Origin of the sequence: Marinobacter nauticus (assembly GCF_003634635.1) — a bacterium.
Taxonomy (GTDB): Bacteria; Pseudomonadota; Gammaproteobacteria; order Pseudomonadales; family Oleiphilaceae; genus Marinobacter; species Marinobacter nauticus.
In genome coordinates, this window is sequence record NZ_RBJB01000005.1 from 1 (window position 1) to 18,781 (window position 18,781).

The 18,781-nt window shown below is 56.6% G+C and carries 20 protein-coding genes, 1 rRNA gene and 1 other RNA gene; 19 read left to right on the top strand and 3 right to left on the bottom strand.

The features are described 5' to 3' along the window. From rrf to C7436_RS15025, 13 genes are all read left to right on the top strand, one after another. Positions 1-95 (top strand): 5S ribosomal RNA (gene rrf, locus C7436_RS14965); the annotation flags it as partial. 116 nt (positions 96-211) lie between these two features. Further along, positions 212-1,762, top strand: coding sequence for a 2-isopropylmalate synthase (locus tag C7436_RS14970; RefSeq protein WP_011785936.1), 1,551 nt, complete (start codon positions 212-214; stop codon positions 1,760-1,762). Between the two features lie 30 nt (positions 1,763-1,792). Continuing rightward, complete coding sequence (locus C7436_RS14975) at positions 1,793-2,611, top strand: hypothetical protein (RefSeq protein WP_228198158.1); 819 nt, start codon at positions 1,793-1,795, stop codon at positions 2,609-2,611. Continuing rightward, on the top strand, positions 2,608-3,090 hold the full coding sequence (rimI, locus tag C7436_RS14980; protein ID WP_121208335.1) for a ribosomal protein S18-alanine N-acetyltransferase: 483 nt from the start codon (positions 2,608-2,610) through the stop codon (positions 3,088-3,090). The genes C7436_RS14975 and rimI overlap by 4 nt, the downstream gene beginning before the upstream one ends. 61 nt (positions 3,091-3,151) lie before the next feature. Further along, complete coding sequence (gene prfC, locus C7436_RS14985; protein WP_022991995.1) at positions 3,152-4,732, top strand: peptide chain release factor 3; 1,581 nt, start codon at positions 3,152-3,154, stop codon at positions 4,730-4,732. 23 nt (positions 4,733-4,755) lie between these two features. After that, positions 4,756-5,547 (top strand): TatD family hydrolase, encoded by a 792-nt coding sequence (locus C7436_RS14990; RefSeq protein WP_121208336.1) that lies wholly within the window; start codon positions 4,756-4,758, stop codon positions 5,545-5,547. A 202-nt stretch (positions 5,548-5,749) separates the two neighbouring features. Further along, the gene (gene rplM / locus C7436_RS14995) at positions 5,750-6,178 is read left to right on the top strand and encodes a 50S ribosomal protein L13 (RefSeq protein ID WP_011785931.1); all 429 of its coding nucleotides are present in this window, start codon (positions 5,750-5,752) and stop codon (positions 6,176-6,178) included. A gap of 12 nt (positions 6,179-6,190) precedes the next feature. Continuing rightward, positions 6,191-6,583, top strand: coding sequence for a 30S ribosomal protein S9 (gene rpsI, locus C7436_RS15000; RefSeq protein ID WP_011785930.1), 393 nt, complete (start codon positions 6,191-6,193; stop codon positions 6,581-6,583). 238 nt (positions 6,584-6,821) lie between these two features. Beyond that, complete coding sequence (petA, locus tag C7436_RS15005; RefSeq protein ID WP_014420621.1) at positions 6,822-7,415, top strand: ubiquinol-cytochrome c reductase iron-sulfur subunit; 594 nt, start codon at positions 6,822-6,824, stop codon at positions 7,413-7,415. Next, on the top strand, positions 7,415-8,647 hold the full coding sequence (locus C7436_RS15010) for a cytochrome b (protein WP_121208337.1): 1,233 nt from the start codon (positions 7,415-7,417) through the stop codon (positions 8,645-8,647). The genes petA and C7436_RS15010 overlap by 1 nt, the downstream gene beginning before the upstream one ends. Then, positions 8,647-9,402, top strand: a complete 756-nt coding sequence (locus C7436_RS15015) for a cytochrome c1 (protein WP_022991993.1) — start codon at positions 8,647-8,649, stop codon at positions 9,400-9,402. The genes C7436_RS15010 and C7436_RS15015 overlap by 1 nt, the downstream gene beginning before the upstream one ends. A gap of 104 nt (positions 9,403-9,506) precedes the next feature. Beyond that, the gene (locus C7436_RS15020; RefSeq protein WP_011785926.1) at positions 9,507-10,136 is read left to right on the top strand and encodes a glutathione S-transferase N-terminal domain-containing protein; all 630 of its coding nucleotides are present in this window, start codon (positions 9,507-9,509) and stop codon (positions 10,134-10,136) included. Positions 10,137-10,193: 57 nt separating this feature from the next. Further along, complete coding sequence (locus C7436_RS15025) at positions 10,194-10,598, top strand: ClpXP protease specificity-enhancing factor (protein WP_206769525.1); 405 nt, start codon at positions 10,194-10,196, stop codon at positions 10,596-10,598. Positions 10,599-10,627: 29 nt separating this feature from the next. On the opposite strand, the gene C7436_RS15030 is transcribed toward C7436_RS15025, so the two are convergent. The 3 genes from C7436_RS15030 to C7436_RS15040 are packed head-to-tail and all read right to left on the bottom strand — an operon-like array spanning position 10,628 to position 13,459. Further along, positions 10,628-11,218 carry a D-sedoheptulose-7-phosphate isomerase gene (locus C7436_RS15030; protein WP_011785924.1) on the bottom strand — a complete coding sequence of 197 codons (591 nt, stop codon included), beginning with the start codon at positions 11,216-11,218 and terminating at the stop codon, positions 10,628-10,630. A 9-nt stretch (positions 11,219-11,227) separates the two neighbouring features. Continuing rightward, complete coding sequence (locus tag C7436_RS15035) at positions 11,228-11,599, bottom strand: YraN family protein (protein ID WP_121208338.1); 372 nt, start codon at positions 11,597-11,599, stop codon at positions 11,228-11,230. 6 nt (positions 11,600-11,605) lie between these two features. Beyond that, the gene (locus tag C7436_RS15040) at positions 11,606-13,459 is read right to left on the bottom strand and encodes a penicillin-binding protein activator (RefSeq protein ID WP_121208484.1); all 1,854 of its coding nucleotides are present in this window, start codon (positions 13,457-13,459) and stop codon (positions 11,606-11,608) included. Between the two features lie 144 nt (positions 13,460-13,603). Between C7436_RS15040 and rsmI the strand changes: the two genes are divergently transcribed. The 6 genes from rsmI to C7436_RS15070 all read left to right on the top strand — a co-directional run bounded on the left by rsmI (position 13,604) and on the right by C7436_RS15070 (position 18,779). Then, positions 13,604-14,467 carry a 16S rRNA (cytidine(1402)-2'-O)-methyltransferase gene (rsmI, locus tag C7436_RS15045; RefSeq protein WP_121208339.1) on the top strand — a complete coding sequence of 288 codons (864 nt, stop codon included), beginning with the start codon at positions 13,604-13,606 and terminating at the stop codon, positions 14,465-14,467. A gap of 38 nt (positions 14,468-14,505) precedes the next feature. Continuing rightward, positions 14,506-14,856: RNase P RNA component class A (gene rnpB / locus C7436_RS15050), an RNA gene on the top strand. Positions 14,857-15,166: 310 nt separating this feature from the next. Continuing rightward, a complete protein-coding gene (gene mraZ / locus C7436_RS15055; protein WP_011785920.1) occupies positions 15,167-15,619 on the top strand; it encodes a division/cell wall cluster transcriptional repressor MraZ in 453 nt (150 codons plus the stop codon). After that, positions 15,616-16,575, top strand: coding sequence for a 16S rRNA (cytosine(1402)-N(4))-methyltransferase RsmH (gene rsmH, locus C7436_RS15060; RefSeq protein ID WP_121208340.1), 960 nt, complete (start codon positions 15,616-15,618; stop codon positions 16,573-16,575). The genes mraZ and rsmH overlap by 4 nt, the downstream gene beginning before the upstream one ends. Before the next feature lie 26 nt (positions 16,576-16,601). Continuing rightward, positions 16,602-17,006, top strand: a complete 405-nt coding sequence (gene ftsL, locus C7436_RS15065; RefSeq protein ID WP_014420629.1) for a cell division protein FtsL — start codon at positions 16,602-16,604, stop codon at positions 17,004-17,006. A 30-nt stretch (positions 17,007-17,036) separates the two neighbouring features. Beyond that, positions 17,037-18,779, top strand: coding sequence for a peptidoglycan D,D-transpeptidase FtsI family protein (locus C7436_RS15070; protein ID WP_121208341.1), 1,743 nt, complete (start codon positions 17,037-17,039; stop codon positions 18,777-18,779). Positions 18,780-18,781: the final 2 nt, after the last annotated feature.

Below are 18,781 nucleotides of genomic sequence, written 5' to 3' on the forward strand. Positions count from 1 at the left end.
GGAACCACCTGATCCCATCCCGAACTCAGAAGTGAAACAGACCTGCGCCGATGGTAGTGTGGCGTTGCCCATGTGAGAGTAGGTCATCGTCAGGCGCCTAATGCCTAAAAACCCCCGACAGCGAAGCTGTCGGGGGTTTTTTATTTCTGGCTCCGGAGAAGTGATATACTTCACCGAAAATCAAAGCAACGTTTCTGATGGGAGCCCAGCAATGGCCGCTAGTGAACACCTGGTCATTTTTGATACCACTCTGCGTGATGGCGAGCAAAGTCCGGGCGCCACCATGAACAAGGCGGAAAAACTCCGCATTGCCAAGGCGCTCGAGAAGCTTCGCGTAGACGTTATCGAGGCGGGGTTTGCCATTGCCAGCCAGGGCGATTTTGATGCAGTCAAGGCTATTGCCGAGAACATCAAAGAATCCACTGTCTGCAGTCTGGCTCGTGCGTTGGACAAGGATATCGACAGGGCCGCTGAAGCGATCCGCCCTGCCGAGCGCTCCCGTATCCATACCTTTATTGCCACCTCGCCCATCCATATGAAGCATAAACTTCAGATGGAGCCAGATGAGGTGGTCGAGCAAGCCGTGCGCGCTGTCAAGCGGGCGCGTAGCCACGTTGATGACGTCGAGTTCTCCTGTGAAGACGCCGGGCGGTCAGAGCTGGATTTTCTTTGTCGCATCATTGAAGCCGCTATCGATGCCGGCGCCCGTACCATCAACATCCCTGATACCGTGGGCTATGCCATTCCTGAACAGTTTGGTGAGACCATCCGTCAGTTACTGAACCGTATCCCGAATGCCGACAAGGCTGTTTTTTCAGTCCATTGCCATAACGACCTGGGCCTTGCGGTAGCCAACTCGCTGGCTGCGGTTACCCACGGTGCCCGTCAGGTCGAATGTACTATCAATGGTCTGGGCGAACGGGCAGGTAACGCAGCGCTGGAAGAAATAGTCATGGCGGTTCGTACCCGCCAGGATCTCTTCAATATTGATACCCGCATAGACACCCAGCATATCGTCCCGGCATCACGTCTGGTGTCCACCATTACCGGGTTTCCTGTTCAACCCAACAAGGCGATCGTCGGTGCCAATGCTTTTGCCCATGAGTCCGGCATCCATCAGGATGGCGTGCTCAAACATCGCGAAACCTACGAAATCATGCGGGCACAGGACGTAGGCTGGCATACCAATAGCCTGGTTTTAGGTAAGCATTCCGGCCGCAATGCCTTCCGTACGAGACTACTGGAGCTTGGTATCCAGTTTGAAACCGAAGGGGAGTTGAATGAGGCCTTCACCCGCTTCAAGGCACTGGCCGACCTCAAGCATGAGATCTTTGATGAAGATCTGCAGGCGATTGCCAGCGATACCAAGCAAAAGGAAGAAGAAGGCCGCTTCGGTCTGGTCTGCATGCAGGTCTGTTCTGAAACCGGCGTTGTGCCCAAGGCGCATCTGACCATGACCGTGGACGGTAAGGAACACACGGTAGAGGCTGAGGGCAGCGGTCCTGTAGACGCAACTTTCAAGGCCATTGAATCTCTGGTGGATTCCGGGTGTAACCTGCAACTGTATTCGGTCAACAATATTACCAGCGGCACTGATGCTCAGGGGGAAGTCACCGTTCGTCTTGAGCGGGGCGGCCGTATTGTGAACGGCGTTGGATCGGATACCGACATCATTATTGCGTCGGCGAAGGCCTACATTGAAGCTCTGAACCTGATTTCCAGTGGCGGTATTCGCCAACATCCCCAGGTGGCTGATGTTTAAAGCGCCCGAAGGATTGCCATGGAGGGATTCGTGATAGGGAATGAGGCGGAGCGGCAGTTCTATCTGGCGGCGGCAGGCATTCGGATGTGGTATGCCCGCGAGAGTTTGCCTGGTGCGGCGCCAAGCCCCGACTTTGATTTCGGAGTGGAGGACGAGCCGCAATTCCAGCCCGCGTCGGAGGTGCCTCAGATTGGGCGCAAATCTGAGCCGCTGTCAGGGGACCAGGGGCGGCAGCGCATTGCTCAGCTCCAGAGCCTGATGGGTAACAAGCCTGAATCCGTGCAGAAGGCGGACAGCGCTGGGCAACAGGCCTCGGACCCAGTGAAAGCTCCACCGGCCACCGAGCCTCGGTCTGAAACTCCAGACATGGAGCCAGAGGCTTCCATGCCGGCCTCGGAGCCAGTAGAAGTGCAGCAGCGGGAGCCAGTGCACCGGGTGTGTCTGACTGCCTGGAAAGGCTCCCGGTTCATGCTCTTGTGCCATATTGCCGAGGACGCCAGTTTTGCCTTGCAGGAAAATCTGGCTCGTAACATATTGCGAAGCATTGGAGAGACCGGGGTGTCTCAATGCAGAGTAGTGCGCTGGCCCTTGTTCAATAACCTGAAAGTGACGCTCAACAGTGAAAGCGATCTTGTCTCAGTCATAGCCTCTGCTTTTGCTGGCGACGCCCCGACAGAAACGCTAATAACGCTGGGGCTTGGCGACGAAACTCAGGCACGGTTGATCGAGCGTGGCCTGGGGCGGGTGCCGGAGATTGCGTTTTCCAGCACCCTCGCATCACTGGCATCAGACCCCTCCCAGAAGCGACTGCTCTGGCAATCGATTCGGGTTCTCGTACCTGGCCGATGAAAGCATCACAGCCTTTTCTCGACGTGCACAACCAGGATGTCCGGGTACGCCCTCTGGTCGAGGCAGACCTGACGGCGGTCATGGAGCTGGAGTGTCAAGGACACTCCCATCCGTGGCCGAAATCGACTTTTCTTGACTGTTTTAAGCCGAATTACAGGCTCTGGGCCGCTGAGCGTAGCGATGAGCTGATTGGCTATGCGGTGGTGACCTATATGGTCGACGAAGCCCACCTGCTGAATATCTGCGTCAGTCCCCGTGTGCGTGGTCAGGGTGTCGGGCGCTGGTTGCTACGGCATCTGATCGCTGTCGCGGTGTCGGATGGCATGGAACAACTGATTCTGGAAGTGCGGGTTAGCAATGATGCCGCCACCCAGCTCTATCTGAGTGAGGGTTTCTCTGAAATCGGCAGAAGGGCCGGCTATTATCCCGATGGCGCTGCACGGGAAGATGCGCTGGTCATGGCGCTGCGGTTCACCTGAGGACGGTATAGGCCGTATAATGCTCGGCTTTCATCCATCTCGATTCAGGTCACCAGAGTTTATGCCTAACCTTTCCCAGGAAGTGGCCAAGCGCCGCACCTTTGCGATCATCTCGCACCCGGATGCCGGTAAGACCACCATCACAGAGAAGGTGCTGTTGTTCGGCCAGGCCCTGCAGAAGGCGGGAACCGTCAAGGGCAAAAAATCCGGACAGCACGCCAAGTCTGACTGGATGGAGATGGAAAAAGAACGGGGTATTTCCGTCACCACGTCGGTGATGCAGTTTCCCTATGGTGGAAAGCTGGTCAACCTGCTGGATACACCGGGTCACGAAGATTTCTCCGAGGATACCTACCGGACACTGACCGCCGTCGACTCCTGTCTGATGGTGATTGACAGTGCCAAAGGGGTTGAGGAGCGCACCATCAAGCTGATGGAGGTGACCCGCCTGCGTGACACCCCGATCCTTACCTTCATGAACAAGCTGGACCGGGATACCAGGGACCCCATCGAGTTGATGGACGAAGTGGAAGACGTACTGAAGATTGCCTGTGCGCCGATTACCTGGCCCATTGGTATGGGCAAGGGGTTCAAGGGGGTTTACCACCTGCTGCGGGACGAAGTGATTCTTTATCAGTCAGGCCAGGGGCATACCATTCAGGAAAAACGTGTTGTCAAAGGTCTGGACAACCCGGAGCTGGATGAGGCCATCGGCAATTACGCTTCCGACCTTCGTGATGAGATTGAGCTGGTCAAAGGGGCTTCCCATGAATTTGACCAGGAGGCTTTCCTGGCTGGTGAGCTGACCCCGGTGTTTTTCGGAACAGCGCTTGGCAACTTCGGTGTTGATCACATGCTTGATGGTCTGGTGGATTGGGCGCCGGCCCCTCAGCCCCGGGCCACGGATGTGCGCCAGGTGACCCCGACCGAGGATGGCTTTTCCGGCTTTGTCTTCAAGATTCAGGCAAACATGGATCCACAGCACCGGGACCGTATCGCTTTCCTGAGGATCGTGTCAGGTAGTTACAATCAAGGCATGAAGGCCCGGCACGTCCGTATCGGTAAAGATGTTCGGTTCTCCGATGCGCTCACGTTCATGGCTGGTGACCGTGAGCATGCGGAAGAAGCTTTTGCCGGTGACATCATTGGCCTGCATAACCACGGCACCATTCAGTTGGGTGATACCTTTACGGCGGGCGAGGACATGAAGTTTACCGGTATCCCGAACTTCGCCCCTGAGCTGTTCCGGCGCATTCGATTGAAAGATCCGCTGAAAGCCAAGCAATTACAGAAGGGCCTGATCCAGCTTTCCGAGGAGGGTGCAGTTCAGGTCTTCCGTCCGCTGAAGAACAACGATCTGATCGTCGGGGCGGTGGGTGTGCTGCAGTTTGATGTAGTTGTCGCCCGCCTGAAAAGTGAATACAAGGTGGAAGCGGTTTACGAGCCCATCAACGTGGCAACTGCCCGTTGGGTAACCTGTTCCGATGAGCGTAAACTGGACGAATTCCAGCGTAAGAATCAGGACAACGTCGCACTGGATGGCGCAGATCGCCTTGCGTACATCGCGCCGACCATGGTGAACCTGAATCTTGCTCAGGAGCGTTATCCGGATATCCAGTTCCACAAGACCCGGGAGCACTGATTCGCTTCCGGGAGGAGGCCGCCATGCAGTTGGTAGACGCCCATTGCCATTTTGATTTCCCGTTTTTTGACGGGCATCGGGAGACGGTGTTGGCGCAGGCGGCCAGCCTTGGAGTTTGCGCGGTCGTGATTCCGGGGGTCCGGCGGCAGGACTGGCAGCGTGTGGCGAGCATGGCAGATGCAGAGAAGGGTCTCTGGTACTGTCTGGGTATTCACCCCTGGTTTATTCAGGAGCACGGCGCTGACGATCTGGCCGAGCTTGAAAGGTTGCTGTCTTCCGCGCCCCAAGCCTGTGTTGGCCTTGGAGAGTGTGGTCTGGACGCCCTCAAAGGCGATCTGTCTGAGCAGGAACCCTGGTTCAAGGCCCAGATTGATATTGCCCAGCGGCTCGGTCTGGCGCTGGTGATTCACTCCGTCAAGAGCCATGATCTGGTGCACAGTAGTCTGAAACGCGCCGGATGGAAGGGGCGGGCATTGGTTCACGGCTTCTCGGGTAGTTATCAGCAGGCGCAAAAGCTGGTTGATCTGGGTTGTTACATTGGCGTGGGTGGCGTGATTACCCACGATCGGGCCCGGAAAACCCGGGATACCATTGCCCGGTTACCGGCGGATGCGCTGGTTCTGGAAACCGATGCGCCGGATATGGCGCCGGCCGGAGTGGCGAAAGGGCAGAATTCGCCCATCCACTTGCCGGAGATTTTTGAAGCCCTGGCAGATCTGCGGAGTGAGCCCCGGGAGTCGCTGGCTGAAATACTGTTGGCCAATACCGCGAAGCTCTACCGAAAAGATCCGCTAACTCTGGTGCCGGGACCATAGGGGATTAACGAAACAGCATAGGTCGGGGTTGGCATTCGATAGGGGTTCGAGTATACTTCGCGCCCTGGCTTTTCAAGGCGATGTCATTATCTCAGCCCCGAATGATGGCAGCGCAACATACAGGTATGAACCTCCTCCGGATGCCTTGCATGTACCGGTGGTGGTTTTTAACGTTTCTTATATAGCGTTCAAGGCGGAATCAATGAAGACTCTGAGTGCGAAACCAGAAACAGTAAAACGTGACTGGTACGTTGTAGACGCAGCCGGCAAGACGCTGGGTCGTCTGTCAACCGAAATCGCCCTTCGTCTGCGGGGCAAGCATAAGCCTGAGTATACCCCTCACGTGGACACTGGCGACTACATCATTGTTATCAATGCCAGCCAGGTGAAGGTTACCGGCAAAAAGGCATCGGCTAAAATGTATTACAGCCATACCGGCTTTCCGGGTGGAATCAAATCCATCAATTTCGAGAAGCTGGTTGACAAGGCTCCCGAGCAAGTCATTCAGAAGGCCGTAAAAGGCATGCTTCCGAAGGGCCCGCTTGGCCGCGCCATGTTCAAGAAGCTGAAAGTGTACGCAGGCGCTGAGCATGCTCATGCCGCCCAGCAGCCCAAAGAACTCGACATCTAACGGAAGGCGAATATGTCTGTAGCACAAAATTACGGTACTGGTCGCCGCAAATCATCCACGGCTCGCGTCTTTATCAAGCCGGGTAGCGGTAACATCTCCATCAACGGTCGCACTATCGAAGATTTCTTCGGTCGTGAAACCCTGCGCATGATTGTTCGTCAGCCGCTGGTGGTTGCCGAATCCGAAGATCGTTTCGATATCGCCATTACCGTAAAGGGTGGCGGCATCAGTGGCCAGGCTGGCGCCATTCGCCACGGTCTGACTCGCGCTCTGATGGACTACGACGAAACTCTGCGTCCGGCACTGCGCAAAGCGGGTTACGTAACCCGTGATGCCCGTAAGGTTGAGCGTAAGAAAGTGGGTCTGCGCAAAGCGCGTAAGCGTCCGCAGTACTCCAAGCGTTAATCGACGTTCAGTCGATTTGGAAAAACCCGGTCTTGTGGCCGGGTTTTTTTATATCTGTACTCCGGAAATATTTTTGATCTGGCGCAGGGATAGGCTCGCCTGCCGACCTTTCCGGCTTGTAAGCGGGGGGTAATTTCATTACCATTTCAGCGCTTATATTTTTGGGTTGTGAAGTCCTTTTCGAAGCGCAGTGCCGGTTTTTCCGCGTCTGTGCCTCGCCTGATGGGAGAAAACCATAATGAGTAATGGCGACGTGAGCCAAGGCCGGCGCCGGTTTCTGATCGGTGCTACGTCCGTGGTAGGTGGTGTCGGCGTCGTCGGTGCAGCCGTTCCTTTCGTAGCGTCCTGGAACCCCAGTGCGAAAGCGGAAGCGGCCGGTGCACCGGTAACCGTCAATATCAGCAAAATCGAACCGGGTCAGCAGATCACCGTTGAGTGGCGAGGTAAGCCTGTTTGGATTATCCGCAGAACGGAAGAAATGCTGGCGAATATCGAGAAGCTCAATGACGCAGTGAAGGACCCGATGTCGGAGGCGCCTCAGCAGCCTTCGTATATCCAGGGTCCCTTGCGCGCGATCAAGCCAGAGTTCGGTGTCTATGTGGGGCTCTGTACCCATCTGGGCTGCGTGCCCTCCTACCGGCCAGAGGTTGCGCCGGCTGATCTGGGTGAAAACTGGCTTGGTGGGTTGTTCTGCCCGTGTCACGGTTCCCGCTATGACATGGCCGGTCGGGTTTATGAGGCTCAACCCGCGCCGCTGAACCTTGAGGTTCCGCCGTACCGGTTTGACGATGATGTGACCATGACCATTGGTCTTGATCCGGAGGCCGCGTGATGCAAAAGCTGATTAACTGGGTAGACGAGCGTCTGCCAATCGTTGAGGCCTGGAACAAGCACCTGGCCAAGTATTACGCGCCGAAGAACTTTAACGTCTGGTATTTCTTCGGTTCACTGGCAATGCTGGTGCTGGTCAACCAGCTAGTGACCGGTATCTGGCTGACTATGAGCTATAACCCGTCTGCCGAGGGGGCGTTTGCCTCGGTGGAATACATCATGCGTGATGTGGAGTGGGGTTGGCTGCTGCGATACCTGCACTCGACCGGCGCATCTGCGTTCTTCGTGGTGGTGTATCTGCACATGTTCCGTGGTCTCATGTACGGTTCCTACCAGAAGCCGCGGGAATTGATCTGGATTTTCGGTATGCTGATCTACCTGGTGCTGATGGCAGAAGCCTTCATGGGCTACCTGCTGCCCTGGGGCCAGATGTCATACTGGGGTGCCCAGGTAATCGTTAACCTGTTTGGTGCGATTCCGGTCATCGGTGAAGATCTGTCTCTGTGGATTCGTGGTGACTATCTGATCTCCGGTATCACCCTGAACCGTTTCTTTGCCCTGCACGTGGTTGCTCTGCCAATCGTTCTGCTGGGTCTGGTTGTTCTTCACATCCTGGCGCTGCACGAAGTGGGTTCTAACAACCCCGACGGCATCGAAATCAAGAAGAACAAGGATGAAAACGGTATTCCGAAAGACGGTATTCCGTTCCACCCGTATTACACCGTTCACGACCTGCTGGGCGTGGGTGTGTTCTTCTTCATCTTCTTCATCGTTGTCTTCTTCTTCCCGGAGATGGGCGGTCTGTTCCTGGAAAAACCGAACTTTGAACCGGCCAACGCCCTGAAGACACCGGATCACATCGCGCCTGTCTGGTACTTCACGCCGTTTTACGCGATGTTGCGGGCGGTGACGGTAGACTTTATGGGGCTGCCGGCTAAGTTCTGGGGTGTTGTGGTCATGGGTGGTGCGATTGCGATTCTGTTCGTGTTGCCTTGGCTTGACAGAAGTCCTGTCCGCTCAATCCGCTACAAGGGCTGGTTGAGCAAGATTGCCCTGGCAATCTTTGCGGTGAGCTTCGTAATCCTTGGCTACCTTGGACTGGTTCCCGCAACAGAAGGTCGCACGACTGTCGCTCAGATTCTGACAGTGTTGTACTTCCTCTACTTCATTCTGATGCCGTTCTACACGCGCATGGAGAACACCAAGCCAGTTCCAGAGAGGGTGACAGGATAATGAAAAAGCTGATTGTTGGTCTTTTCATCGCACTCCTGCCAGCGCTTGGCCTGGCGGCTGGTGCCGCGGTTCCTCTTGATCATATGGAGCCGGATCATACGGACAAGGCGTCTCTGCAGCGCGGTGCTGCCTTGTTCACCAACTACTGCATGGGATGTCACTCCATGGAGTACGCCCGCTACAAGCGTGTTGCGGATGATCTGGAGATCCCTGTCGAGCTTTACGAGGAAAACCTGATCTTTACCGGTGCCAAGATCGGTGAACTCATGAAGAACTCCATGAGCAAGGATATGGCCGCCGGCTGGTTCGGTGCGCCGCCACCCGATCTTACGCTTGAAACCCGTCTGCGTGGCGAGTCCTGGGTTTATTCATACCTTCGGGGCTTCTACAAGGACGATTCCCGGCCGCTGGGCGTAAACAACGTGGTGTTCGATAACGTTGGTATGCCTCACATTCTGGTCGAGATGCAGGGCCTGTGCGCCGTGAAGCCGAACATTGGTGTCGGGGCGTCTGTCGAGCCGTTGAGCGGTAACGTCAATAACGCAGACGCTTGCCCGGATTACGCAACGGAAGGCTCGATGTCCGGTGCGGAGTTTGATCAGGCCATGTGGGATCTGACCAACTTCATGTCCTACATGGGCGACCCGGTCAAGGTGGAGCGCGAGCGTCTCGGTATCTTCGTTCTGATCTTTGTGGCGATCTTCTTTGTCTTCGCGTACCTGCTCAACCGCGAGTACTGGAAAGACGTACACTAAGATTTAGGGTATAATCCCGTGTCCTTGATTCCAGCGAGTCTTTAAGGCTCGCTGGATTTTTGCGTTTTGCATTGTTTCGATTTTTAGAATCGTGAGGTAGCTATATGGGCGTTGTGACCAAGCGGTCATCAATGACTTTTTTCTCGGATCCCGCAAGCCACTACAGTCACCGGGTGCGTATTGTCCTGGCTGAGAAAGGTGTCACTGTTGATATCGTGGATGTGGATCCGGACAACCCGCCGGCGGAACTGGCGGATATGAATCCGTACAACGCCCTGCCAACCCTGGTAGATCGGGACCTGGTTCTGTACGAGCCCAACATCATGATGGAGTATCTGGATGAGCGTTTTCCTCATCCGCCGCTGCTGCCGGTTTACCCCGTTGCCCGGGCTAACAGCCGCCTGATGATTCACCGCATCCAGAAAGACTGGTGCGGACTGGTTGATCAGATCCTGGCGCAGCCGGGGGCCAAGGCCAGCGATGCCGCTCGCAAGGAACTCAAGGAAAGCCTTCTGGCCACGGCACCTTTGTTTGCCGAAATGCCGTTCTTCCTGTCGGAAGAGTTCACCATCGTGGACTGTTGTATTGCGCCGATCCTGTGGCGTTTGCCGGCTCTGGGTATTGAGCTGAATGAAAAGCAGGCCAAGCCTTTGCAGAAGTACATGGAGAGCATCTTTGCCAGAGAAGGCTTCAAGGCAAGCCTTTCGGATCTGGAAGAAGATATTCGCAGCTGATTGTCAGCGCCCGTATTTCAGGGCAGGAGTTAAGCAGTGTCTGACATGACTATCGCCATGACATCCAGTCGTCCCTATCTGGTCCGTGCGTTGAACGAATGGATCCTCGATAACGACTGTACCCCGTATATCGTGGTGGATGCCGGCATTCAGGGTGTTCAGGTGCCTACTGAGCACGTTGCCAACGGCCAGATTGTGCTCAATATCAGCCCCGGCGCCGTGCGCGGACTGGTGATTGGCAATGGTGCGCTGGAATTCAGTGCTCGTTTCGGTGGTGTGCCGATGCAGGTTTTCATACCGTTGCAAGCGGTTATGGCCATCTATGCCAAAGAGAACGGCGAGGGCATGGTGTTTGGCAGTGAGCCTGGCTCTCCCGATCCGGAGGGTGGAGGTGAGCCCAAGTCGTCACGGCGAGCGGAAGACCGCCCGAATGGCAGGCCAACCCTGAAAGTGGTCAAGTAATAAAAAAGCCGGCGATGCCGGCTTTTTTATTAGCCTCCGAAAAGCTTGTGGTCAATCAGGTCGCAGAAAGCGTTGATGATGACCAGCAGCAAGGGCGTGGCCTCGCTTGGCGGCAAATCGTTTAGTGCGATTTCATGGTCTTCAGGGTGCATCAGGGAAGTGATGTCGGATTTTTCCCTGGCGCTCAGCACCACAATCCTCATTTCCCGGTCGTGGGCAGCCTGGATGGCCTGGATCAAGTTTGCCTTGTGGCCGTCATCCACGATCACAAACAGAAGGTCGCCGGGTTTGCCAATGGCTCTGACCTGACGAGAGAAGGTGTCGTTAAATCGATTGTCACGGCAGATAGCGGAATAAGTGGTGGCGTCTGCCCCTAGGTTGATTGCCGGTAGTGCGGGGCGATCCTGGTCAAAGCGGGACAATAATGCCGTGCAGAAATACTGGGCCAGTACGTTGGCGTTGCCATTGGCGCAGGTAATGATCTTGCCATCCTGGAGCAGGGCGTCAACAAATGCCTGCGCTACCTGCTCAATGGCGGGGCCAGCGGTGCTTGCCGCCTGCGCTGTGTGCTCCATATGGCTGGCGAACCACTGGTTGATTCTCTGTTCGGTGTCGGTCATGGTTTCTGGTCAGTCTGCCTGAATTGCGTTTTTGATCCATTGTATACGGTACTTGCTGGAGTGGCCTGGTGTGATGCCGATAACATCGATCCGGCTGACCCGGTCCCAGAGCCCGTGGCGGTGCAGGTAGAATGAGGCTGCACGCACCAGGCGCTGCTGCTTCACCGCGGACACCGAGCTTATCGGATCCACCAGCGCACCATCAGCGCGGAAGCGAACTTCAAAGAACACCAGTGCTTCGGCATCCACTCCAATAAGATCGATCTCGCCGCCACGATTGTGCACGTTCCGCTCAATAATCCGGATGCCTCTGCTTTCCAGATACCGCGCGGCGACACCTTCGTAATGCTGTCCGAGTTTTCTGGAGCCTTCCCTGGCCATCTGTTATCAGTTGTTTGCAGTCGGGGTGGGTTCACCTTCCCGGGGAACGGTCGGAGAAAGCAGTTTGGGTGTTCCCCCCTGGAATTGTGCCCAGCGTTGTTCGCGATGAATGCTGCCGTCAGGATCCATGGTCAGAATGCCGGTTTGTCCTTCAATGGCGGCATCTTCAACCTGGCGTAGAAGCGGCAGGCGCTTGCTCAGTTGCCAGGCGTCGGCGCCCATGGCGAAAAGGCGCCCCAGTTGCCCGGTGGTGCCACTCAGATACTGGCGCGATTCTTCCCGCAGGGTATTCGTCTCGGCCAATACCCAGGGGATGTCCGTAAAGAAGACCCGGTCAATATCCCGGTCCCGGCCCGGATTCGGCGTACCCTCGTACACGATGGAAGGTGAGTATACTGGCAGATCACCGCCATAGTAGAAGGCGAACAGCGGCTTGAACTGGCGGGCAACTGTGGGTGCGGCAACCAGCACGATGCCTTCGGCATCCTGACGGCGGCGGGGTTCAAATTCCACATTCAGGCCAATTGTTCGCTCCACCTGAATGGCCCGCTGGCGGGATGCAGTAATGCCCAGCAGGTCAGCTGTCACCGAGCGAAGGTTGTCTTCCGGGAAAAAGCGTTCGATGTCGAGCGCTCGCAACCCGAGCTGGTCCATCCTCGCCCGCAGGGCGGCTTCAACCCGGTCTCCCCATTCGCCGTGGGGAATCAGTACGAGAACCTGTTCGATGTTCTCGGCATCGAGTCTGTCGGCGATCTGTCGCGCCTCGTCTTCGGCAGATAGCCCGAACTGATAAAGGCCGTCCGGGATACGGGCATCCGGGCCAAGGTAGTTCAGGCCCAGTGCCGGAATCGGCAGCGTGTTCATGTTAGCGAGCTGGGACAGTGCTTCCTTGTCCAGTGGGCCAACAATCAAATCAATGTCGTTATTGGAGAGTTCCTCGTAGAGCTCGGAAAAAGAGCCGGTGGAGGTGTCGATGACCCGAATATCGGTTTTGCTGCGGTCAGTGGTTTCATCCTTATAATAGGCGGCCAGGAAACCGTCGCGAATCGCTTTGCCGGCACTGGCGAGGGCACCTTGAAGTGGAACCGCCAATGCCAGTTTCTCCGGCCGGCTTGCTGCCAGTTCAGCCAGCAGGGCGAGATCCATGGGGAGTACCTGTGCTGCGGGGTGTCCCGGCCAGTTATTCTGCCATTGCCGGATCAGACGCCCCTGATCATCCAGGCTGGCCCCTTTGGTGCGTAGGCGCAGAGCGAGCTCAAGCCAGCCTTGAACCTCGAATCCGAGGGCGTTGTCGGAGGCGGATTGCAGGGTTGAGCGATTGATGGGCTTGAGCAATTGCCAAATGCGATTGTGCACCTCCTGCGGGGAAGTGCTGGAGTCGGTCTGGCTGAGCAGGATCAACGTCAGTGCCCCGTCCAAAGGTTGTCCGGCCAGCTCATAGGTCCGGGCCTGGAGCATGGCAGCCCGGGACATTAACTCCGCGGGGTAGGCAAGAAAGCTTTCTGGTGTGCTATCTGTGACAAGTTGCTCAGCCCATTGGCCGTCCTGTAACTCGCTGGCACTGGCCATGGACAAGAGTAAGCGTTGTCTGGCGATGTCCTCCGGAGCATTTTCCAGAGCGGGGGCCTGCAGAATGACTCGGGCATCTTCGTGGCGGCCTTGATCCTGGAATCGGCTGGCCACCCTCAATAGATAGCGTTGGCCAACCACCGGATCACGTTCATCGCTGGCCAGTGACAGTGCCTGCTCCGGGCTTTGTGCCATATGTTCATCGAGATTGACGGTGGCGCAGCCGCCCAGATAGAACAGAACGAGGGTGATCAGGGCCAGAATTGGGCTGTGGCGGAAGCGATTTGTCATGGCGGGCTCGGTACTCTCTGAATCGTTGGGCTTGTGGTGCCGCGTTTTAGCTGGCAAGTTTACCAGCTCCCGGCGCATTTCACATGACGGGACAGTCATGGGCCGGAAATAGCGGCGCCGCGGTTCACTTCAGTGGAGTTTATTATGTCCAGTTCTGTAGCAAGCGTTGTCGGTGGTCGGCTTTCAATTGTTGCCACGCCCATCGGTAATCTGGCCGATCTTTCTGATCGTGTCCGGCAGGTGCTCGCTGCGGCGGATCTGGTCGCCGCTGAGGACACCCGTCACAGCTCACGCCTGTTACAGCACCTGGGCCTGAGCAAGCCTTTGCTGGCGCTACACGATCATAATGAGAGGGATCGCGTCGGCAGAATCCTCTCTGCCCTTGCTGAAGGGCAGCAAGTGGCACTGATTTCCGATGCCGGTACCCCATTGATCTCCGATCCCGGGTACATCCTGGTACGTGAAGCCAGAAAGGCGGGCTTTCCGGTTTCCCCTATCCCCGGTCCATGTGCACTGGTTGCGGCATTGTCGGCGGCAGGTTTACCGACGGATCGTTTTCTTTTCGCAGGTTTTTTGCCGGCTAAACGGGCGGGTAGACGTTCAGCGCTCGTGGAATTGCGTGAACAGACTGCCACTCTGGTGTTCTACGAATCCCCCCATCGAATTCTGGACCTGATGCAGGATCTGGTTGATGAGTTTGGCGAGGGCCGGGAGTGTGTGCTCGGTCGGGAGCTGACCAAAACCTTTGAAACTTTCTACAGTGGGACGGTTAAAGAGGTATTGGCGGAGTTGGAGGCCGACCCGCATGGCAGTCGGGGCGAATTCGTGGTGATGGTCCGGGGTAGCGATGTCGTGACCGGTTCGTCGCTCGATCTGGATGCCGATAAGCTGTTAAAGCTGCTTGTTGCAGAGATGCCGGTCAAAAAGGCTGCGAAAATCGTCGCGGAAGTCAGCGGCATCGGAAAAAATGAACTGTATCAGCGAGCGCTGCAGTTAAAGGGTGATTAAGCCTTGCATGCCTGCGCGCACGCGGGTATTGTCAGCGCCGAGCTCGCCAGACAGTCGCCGCCGGTTGATCCGGGGGAGGAAAGTCCGGGCTCCGCAGGGCAAGGTGCCAGGTAACGCCTGGGCGGCGTGAGCCGACGGAAAGTGCAACAGAAAGTATACCGCCTAAGCGCTTTCGGGCGCCGGTAAGGTTGAAATGGTGCGGTAAGAGCGCACCGCGTGGCTGGTAACAGTCCACGGCGATGGTAAACCCCACCTGGAGCAAGACCAAATAGGAATCCAATGGCGTGGCCCGCGCTGGATTCGGGTAGGTTGCTTGAGGTCTGTGGTGACGCAGACCCTAGATGAATGACTGTCCAAGACAGAACCCGGCTTATCGGCGAGCTCGCCTCTTTTCCTGATTATTCGGATGTGATCTGCATCCTTCTCACAAGTTACCTTTTATAGCCAAAAAATCTTAAACCTGAAGTTGGCTATCTAAAGGTGTCTGCAGGTATTTGTTTTTTATCCTTTTCTTTACGTCTTTTTAACGCTTCGTTCCGTTTCTGCTTTGTAACCTCTTGTCGTTAAAGGAACTTTCCTGTGTGTGGTGCCTGTCGCGGCGCTTGCATTGTTATTTGCGTGTTTCTATAGTGTGCGGGAGTGGGAAAAAGTGGTTTTTGGTGGAATTTTGTGGAAATGAAAACCTCGGACTAGACGTTAATGAGCAATTTTCTTGGCAGTCATGCCATCAATATGGACGCGAAGGGTCGCCTGGCGATCCCGACAAAGGTGCGTGAAGAGCTCGCGCAGCTTTGCGGTGGCCGTATTGTATTGACAGCCAACGCCGATGAGGAGAAGTGCTTGTTGCTCTACCCCGAGCCGGAATGGGAAGTGCTGCGCCCGAAAATCGAGGCGCTGCCCAACATGAACAAGGCGGCCAAGCGCCTGCAGCGCCTCATTCTGGGTAATGCTGCCCTCATGGAGCTGGATGCGTCCGGCCGGATTCTGGTACCGCAGACCCTCAGAAATCACGCCAATCTTGAAAAACGGCTGATGTTGGTCGGGCTTGGCAAGAAGTATGAGCTGTGGAGTGAGGAAAGCTGGAATGCTTACCTTGATGCCTCCGCAGCCGACGAGGAAATGCCGCCGGAAATGGAGGCGCTGTCGCTATGACCGCACGCCGGGACGATCAGGCCAATGAAGGCTATCAGCATCGCTCGGTACTGCTGGATGCAGCGGTCGACTATCTGGTTACAGATGAAAATGGCCGTTATGTCGACGCCACGTTTGGCCGGGGCGGTCATAGTCGTCTGATTCTCGGCAAGCTCGGTCAGGATGGTCAGCTCCTGGGCATTGATAAGGATCCGGAGGCTATTGCCGTCGCCGGAGAGCTGGCATCTGGGGATTCCCGGTTTCAGTGGTACCACGGCTCGTTTGCCGAACTGGATCTTGCGCTTGAACGGCAGGGTTGGTCACAGGTTGATGGCGTGTTAATGGATCTGGGGGTGTCGTCGCCACAACTGGATGATGCTTCCCGCGGTTTTTCGTTCATGCGGGACGGTCCATTGGATATGCGAATGAACCCGCAGCAGGAGCCGAGTGCTGCCCAGTGGCTGGCCGAGGCTGATGAGCGGGAAATCGCAGATGTGATCTGGCGATACGGCGAGGAGCGGTTTTCTCGCCGTATCGCTCGTCTTGTCGTGGAGCGGCGTCAGGAGCAGCCGATTGAAACCACGCGGCAGCTGGCGGAGTTGGTTGCGGAGGCCGTGCCGAAGAAAGAGAAGCACAAGCACCCCGCCACCAGGGCTTTTCAGGCTATCCGGATTTTTATCAACCGGGAGCTCGAGGACCTGGAAGCCGGTCTGGCCGCGGCAGTTGATCGCCTGGCTCCCGGTGGGCGCCTGGTGGTGATCAGCTTTCACTCTCTTGAGGATCGTCTGGTCAAGCGCTTTATGCGTGATCTGGCGCGGGGGCCAAAGCTGCCGAAGGGGATACCGGTCACGGCGGAGCAGGAAGAATCCGGGTTCCAGCTGATTGGCAAAGCCAGCAAGGCCAATGAGCAGGAAATTACTGAAAACGTCAGGGCTCGCAGCGCGGTCATGCGAGTGCTTGAACGTAAAGCGAATTAATCGAAAACGCAGGGGAGCGCGACGCCATGGGCGCGGTAGCGATTGAGCAACCAGTAAAAACCAACAGGATAAACAAACAGCGGGTTCGCGAGGGTGTTGCGACAGCCGTTCGTTTGTCCCGTCAGGTGTTTGATGCAACACGGGAAAGCCGGGTTCTGGTGACGCTGGTGTTGGTGGCGGTACTGACGCTGTCGTCCATCGGGGTAGTGGTCAGTGCCCATGAGAACCGCGAGCTGTTCAATACGTTGTCGGGTCTGCAGGAGCAGCGCGATGCCTATCAGCGTGAGTGGAGTCAGTTGCTGCTGGAACAGAGTGCTTTGAGCGCTCACGGGCGGGTCGAGAAACTCGCTGCTGAGCGCTTCAACATGGTGGTGCCCGGGCGGCAGGACATTGTACTCGTGCCTTTGATGTCACCGCTGGCAGCGAACTAAAACCAACAATAACCATCCGGGGTAACTGAAGTGTCCGGTCAGGGAACGCACGCAAACAGCTGGAAGCAGAGGCTGGTGGCAGGCTTGAAAGCCTGGCGCTTCGGCTCTGTGCTGGGCGTTTTCCTGCTGGTTGTGGCCGGCATTGGATGGCGGTTGGTGGATCTTCATGTGGTGGATAATGACTTCCTGCGCAAGCAGGGAGATGTCAGAACCATCCGCGTTGAATCTATCGATGCCCATCGAGGCGTGGTGACGGATCGTCATGGCGAGCCTTTGGCCGTCAGTACGCCAGTTCAGACCGTGTGGGCAAATCCTTCCGAAACCGATCCCGAAGATCCGCAACTGGCGGCTCTTGCCCGAATTCTTGGGTTGTCTGAGGGCGCGCTGCGGGAGCGATTGCGCCAGTATGCTGGCCGCGAATTTATCTACCTGCGCCGCAAAGTGCAGCCCTCAATGGCGCGTGAAGCGCTGGCTCTGGGTGTCGGTGGCATCTATGCCCGGCAGGAATATCGTCGTTATTACCCCGCGGGAGAAGTCACCGCTCATGTGGTCGGGTTTACTGATATCGACGAGCATGGCCAGGAAGGTATCGAGTTAGCCTATAACAAATGGTTGACCGGTGAGCCGGGCCAGAAGCGGGTGCTCAAGGATAACCGTGGGCGTGTGATCAAAGATCTGATGCTTATCCGCGATGCCCGGCCCGGGAAAGACCTGGAGCTGAGTATTGATCTCCGGCTGCAGTATCTGGCCTATCGGGAGCTCAAGGCGGTGGTCGGTGCTCACAAGGCTCGCGGTGGCACGCTGGTGATGCTGGATGTCGACACCGGTGAGGTGCTGGCCATGGTCAATCAAGGTTCCTACAACCCGAATGACCGGTCACAGCTTGCCGCGGAAAACCTGCGCAACAAGGCCATTACAGATCTGTTCGAGCCCGGCTCAACCATGAAGCCGCTGACGATAGCGGCTGCTCTGGAGTCCGGGGATTACACGGTTAACAGCACCATTGATACTTCCCCGGGCTTTCGGAGGTTTGGTCGCTTCACCATTCGGGATCATCGCAATTACGGGGTGCTGGATCTGACGGAGATTATTGTCAAGTCCAGCAACGTCGGGGTGAGCAACATCGCAACGGATCTGGGTGGCGATACTCTGAGAAACCTCTATGCCCGCCTGGGCCTCGGCCAGGCAACTGGTATCGGCTTCCCTGGGGAAGCCGTTGGTGTTTTGCCGGCCCCCCCGAAATGGCGGCCGGTAGAAGAGTCCACCTTGTCTTATGGCTACGGCATGAGCGTTAACGCCTTGCAACTGGCACAGGCGTATATGGTTATTGCCAATGGTGGAATTCGTTACCCCCTCAGCCTGATGAGGCAGGAGCAGAGGCCGCAGGGGCAACGTGTACTGTCTGAGCAGGTGACAAGGGCCGTTCGGGACATGCTCAAACAGGCGGTTGCCCGTGGTACTGGCAAGCGCGCCCAGCCCGGGCTGTATGCGGCCGGAGGCAAAACCGGGACCGTTCACCTGGTGGGAGCGAACGGGTACGAAGACAGTCAATATAAGGCCATCTTTGCCGGTATGGCACCGATTGATGACCCCAGAATTGTAACCGTTGTGGCCGTGGATGCGCCGCAGGCCGGAGAATATTACGGTGGAGAAGTTGCCGCGCCGGTATTCGCCCGGGTGATGGGTGACGCGCTGCGACTGCTGAATGTGAAGCCTGAACTGGAAGTCAGTGAAACACGCGTTTCGCAAGTAACTTCCGGGGGGAGAGGGTAAGC

Excerpts from the sequence above, each read along its gene's own strand:
- C7436_RS14970 (WP_011785936.1), top strand. The coding sequence starts at position 212 with ATGGCCGCTAGTGAACACCTGGTCATTTTTGATACCACTCTGCGTGAT.
- rimI (WP_121208335.1), top strand. The coding sequence starts at position 2,608 with ATGAAAGCATCACAGCCTTTTCTCGACGTGCACAACCAGGATGTCCGG.
- prfC (WP_022991995.1), top strand. The coding sequence starts at position 3,152 with ATGCCTAACCTTTCCCAGGAAGTGGCCAAGCGCCGCACCTTTGCGATC.
- C7436_RS14990 (WP_121208336.1), top strand. The coding sequence starts at position 4,756 with ATGCAGTTGGTAGACGCCCATTGCCATTTTGATTTCCCGTTTTTTGAC.
- rplM (WP_011785931.1), top strand. The coding sequence starts at position 5,750 with ATGAAGACTCTGAGTGCGAAACCAGAAACAGTAAAACGTGACTGGTAC.
- rpsI (WP_011785930.1), top strand. The coding sequence starts at position 6,191 with ATGTCTGTAGCACAAAATTACGGTACTGGTCGCCGCAAATCATCCACG.
- petA (WP_014420621.1), top strand. The coding sequence starts at position 6,822 with ATGAGTAATGGCGACGTGAGCCAAGGCCGGCGCCGGTTTCTGATCGGT.
- C7436_RS15010 (WP_121208337.1), top strand. The coding sequence starts at position 7,415 with ATGCAAAAGCTGATTAACTGGGTAGACGAGCGTCTGCCAATCGTTGAG.
- C7436_RS15015 (WP_022991993.1), top strand. The coding sequence starts at position 8,647 with ATGAAAAAGCTGATTGTTGGTCTTTTCATCGCACTCCTGCCAGCGCTT.
- C7436_RS15020 (WP_011785926.1), top strand. The coding sequence starts at position 9,507 with ATGGGCGTTGTGACCAAGCGGTCATCAATGACTTTTTTCTCGGATCCC.
- C7436_RS15025 (WP_206769525.1), top strand. The coding sequence starts at position 10,194 with ATGACATCCAGTCGTCCCTATCTGGTCCGTGCGTTGAACGAATGGATC.
- C7436_RS15030 (WP_011785924.1), bottom strand. The coding sequence starts at position 11,218 with ATGACCGACACCGAACAGAGAATCAACCAGTGGTTCGCCAGCCATATG.
- C7436_RS15035 (WP_121208338.1), bottom strand. The coding sequence starts at position 11,599 with ATGGCCAGGGAAGGCTCCAGAAAACTCGGACAGCATTACGAAGGTGTC.
- C7436_RS15040 (WP_121208484.1), bottom strand. The coding sequence starts at position 13,459 with ATGACAAATCGCTTCCGCCACAGCCCAATTCTGGCCCTGATCACCCTC.
- rsmI (WP_121208339.1), top strand. The coding sequence starts at position 13,604 with ATGTCCAGTTCTGTAGCAAGCGTTGTCGGTGGTCGGCTTTCAATTGTT.
- mraZ (WP_011785920.1), top strand. The coding sequence starts at position 15,167 with ATGAGCAATTTTCTTGGCAGTCATGCCATCAATATGGACGCGAAGGGT.
- rsmH (WP_121208340.1), top strand. The coding sequence starts at position 15,616 with ATGACCGCACGCCGGGACGATCAGGCCAATGAAGGCTATCAGCATCGC.
- ftsL (WP_014420629.1), top strand. The coding sequence starts at position 16,602 with ATGGGCGCGGTAGCGATTGAGCAACCAGTAAAAACCAACAGGATAAAC.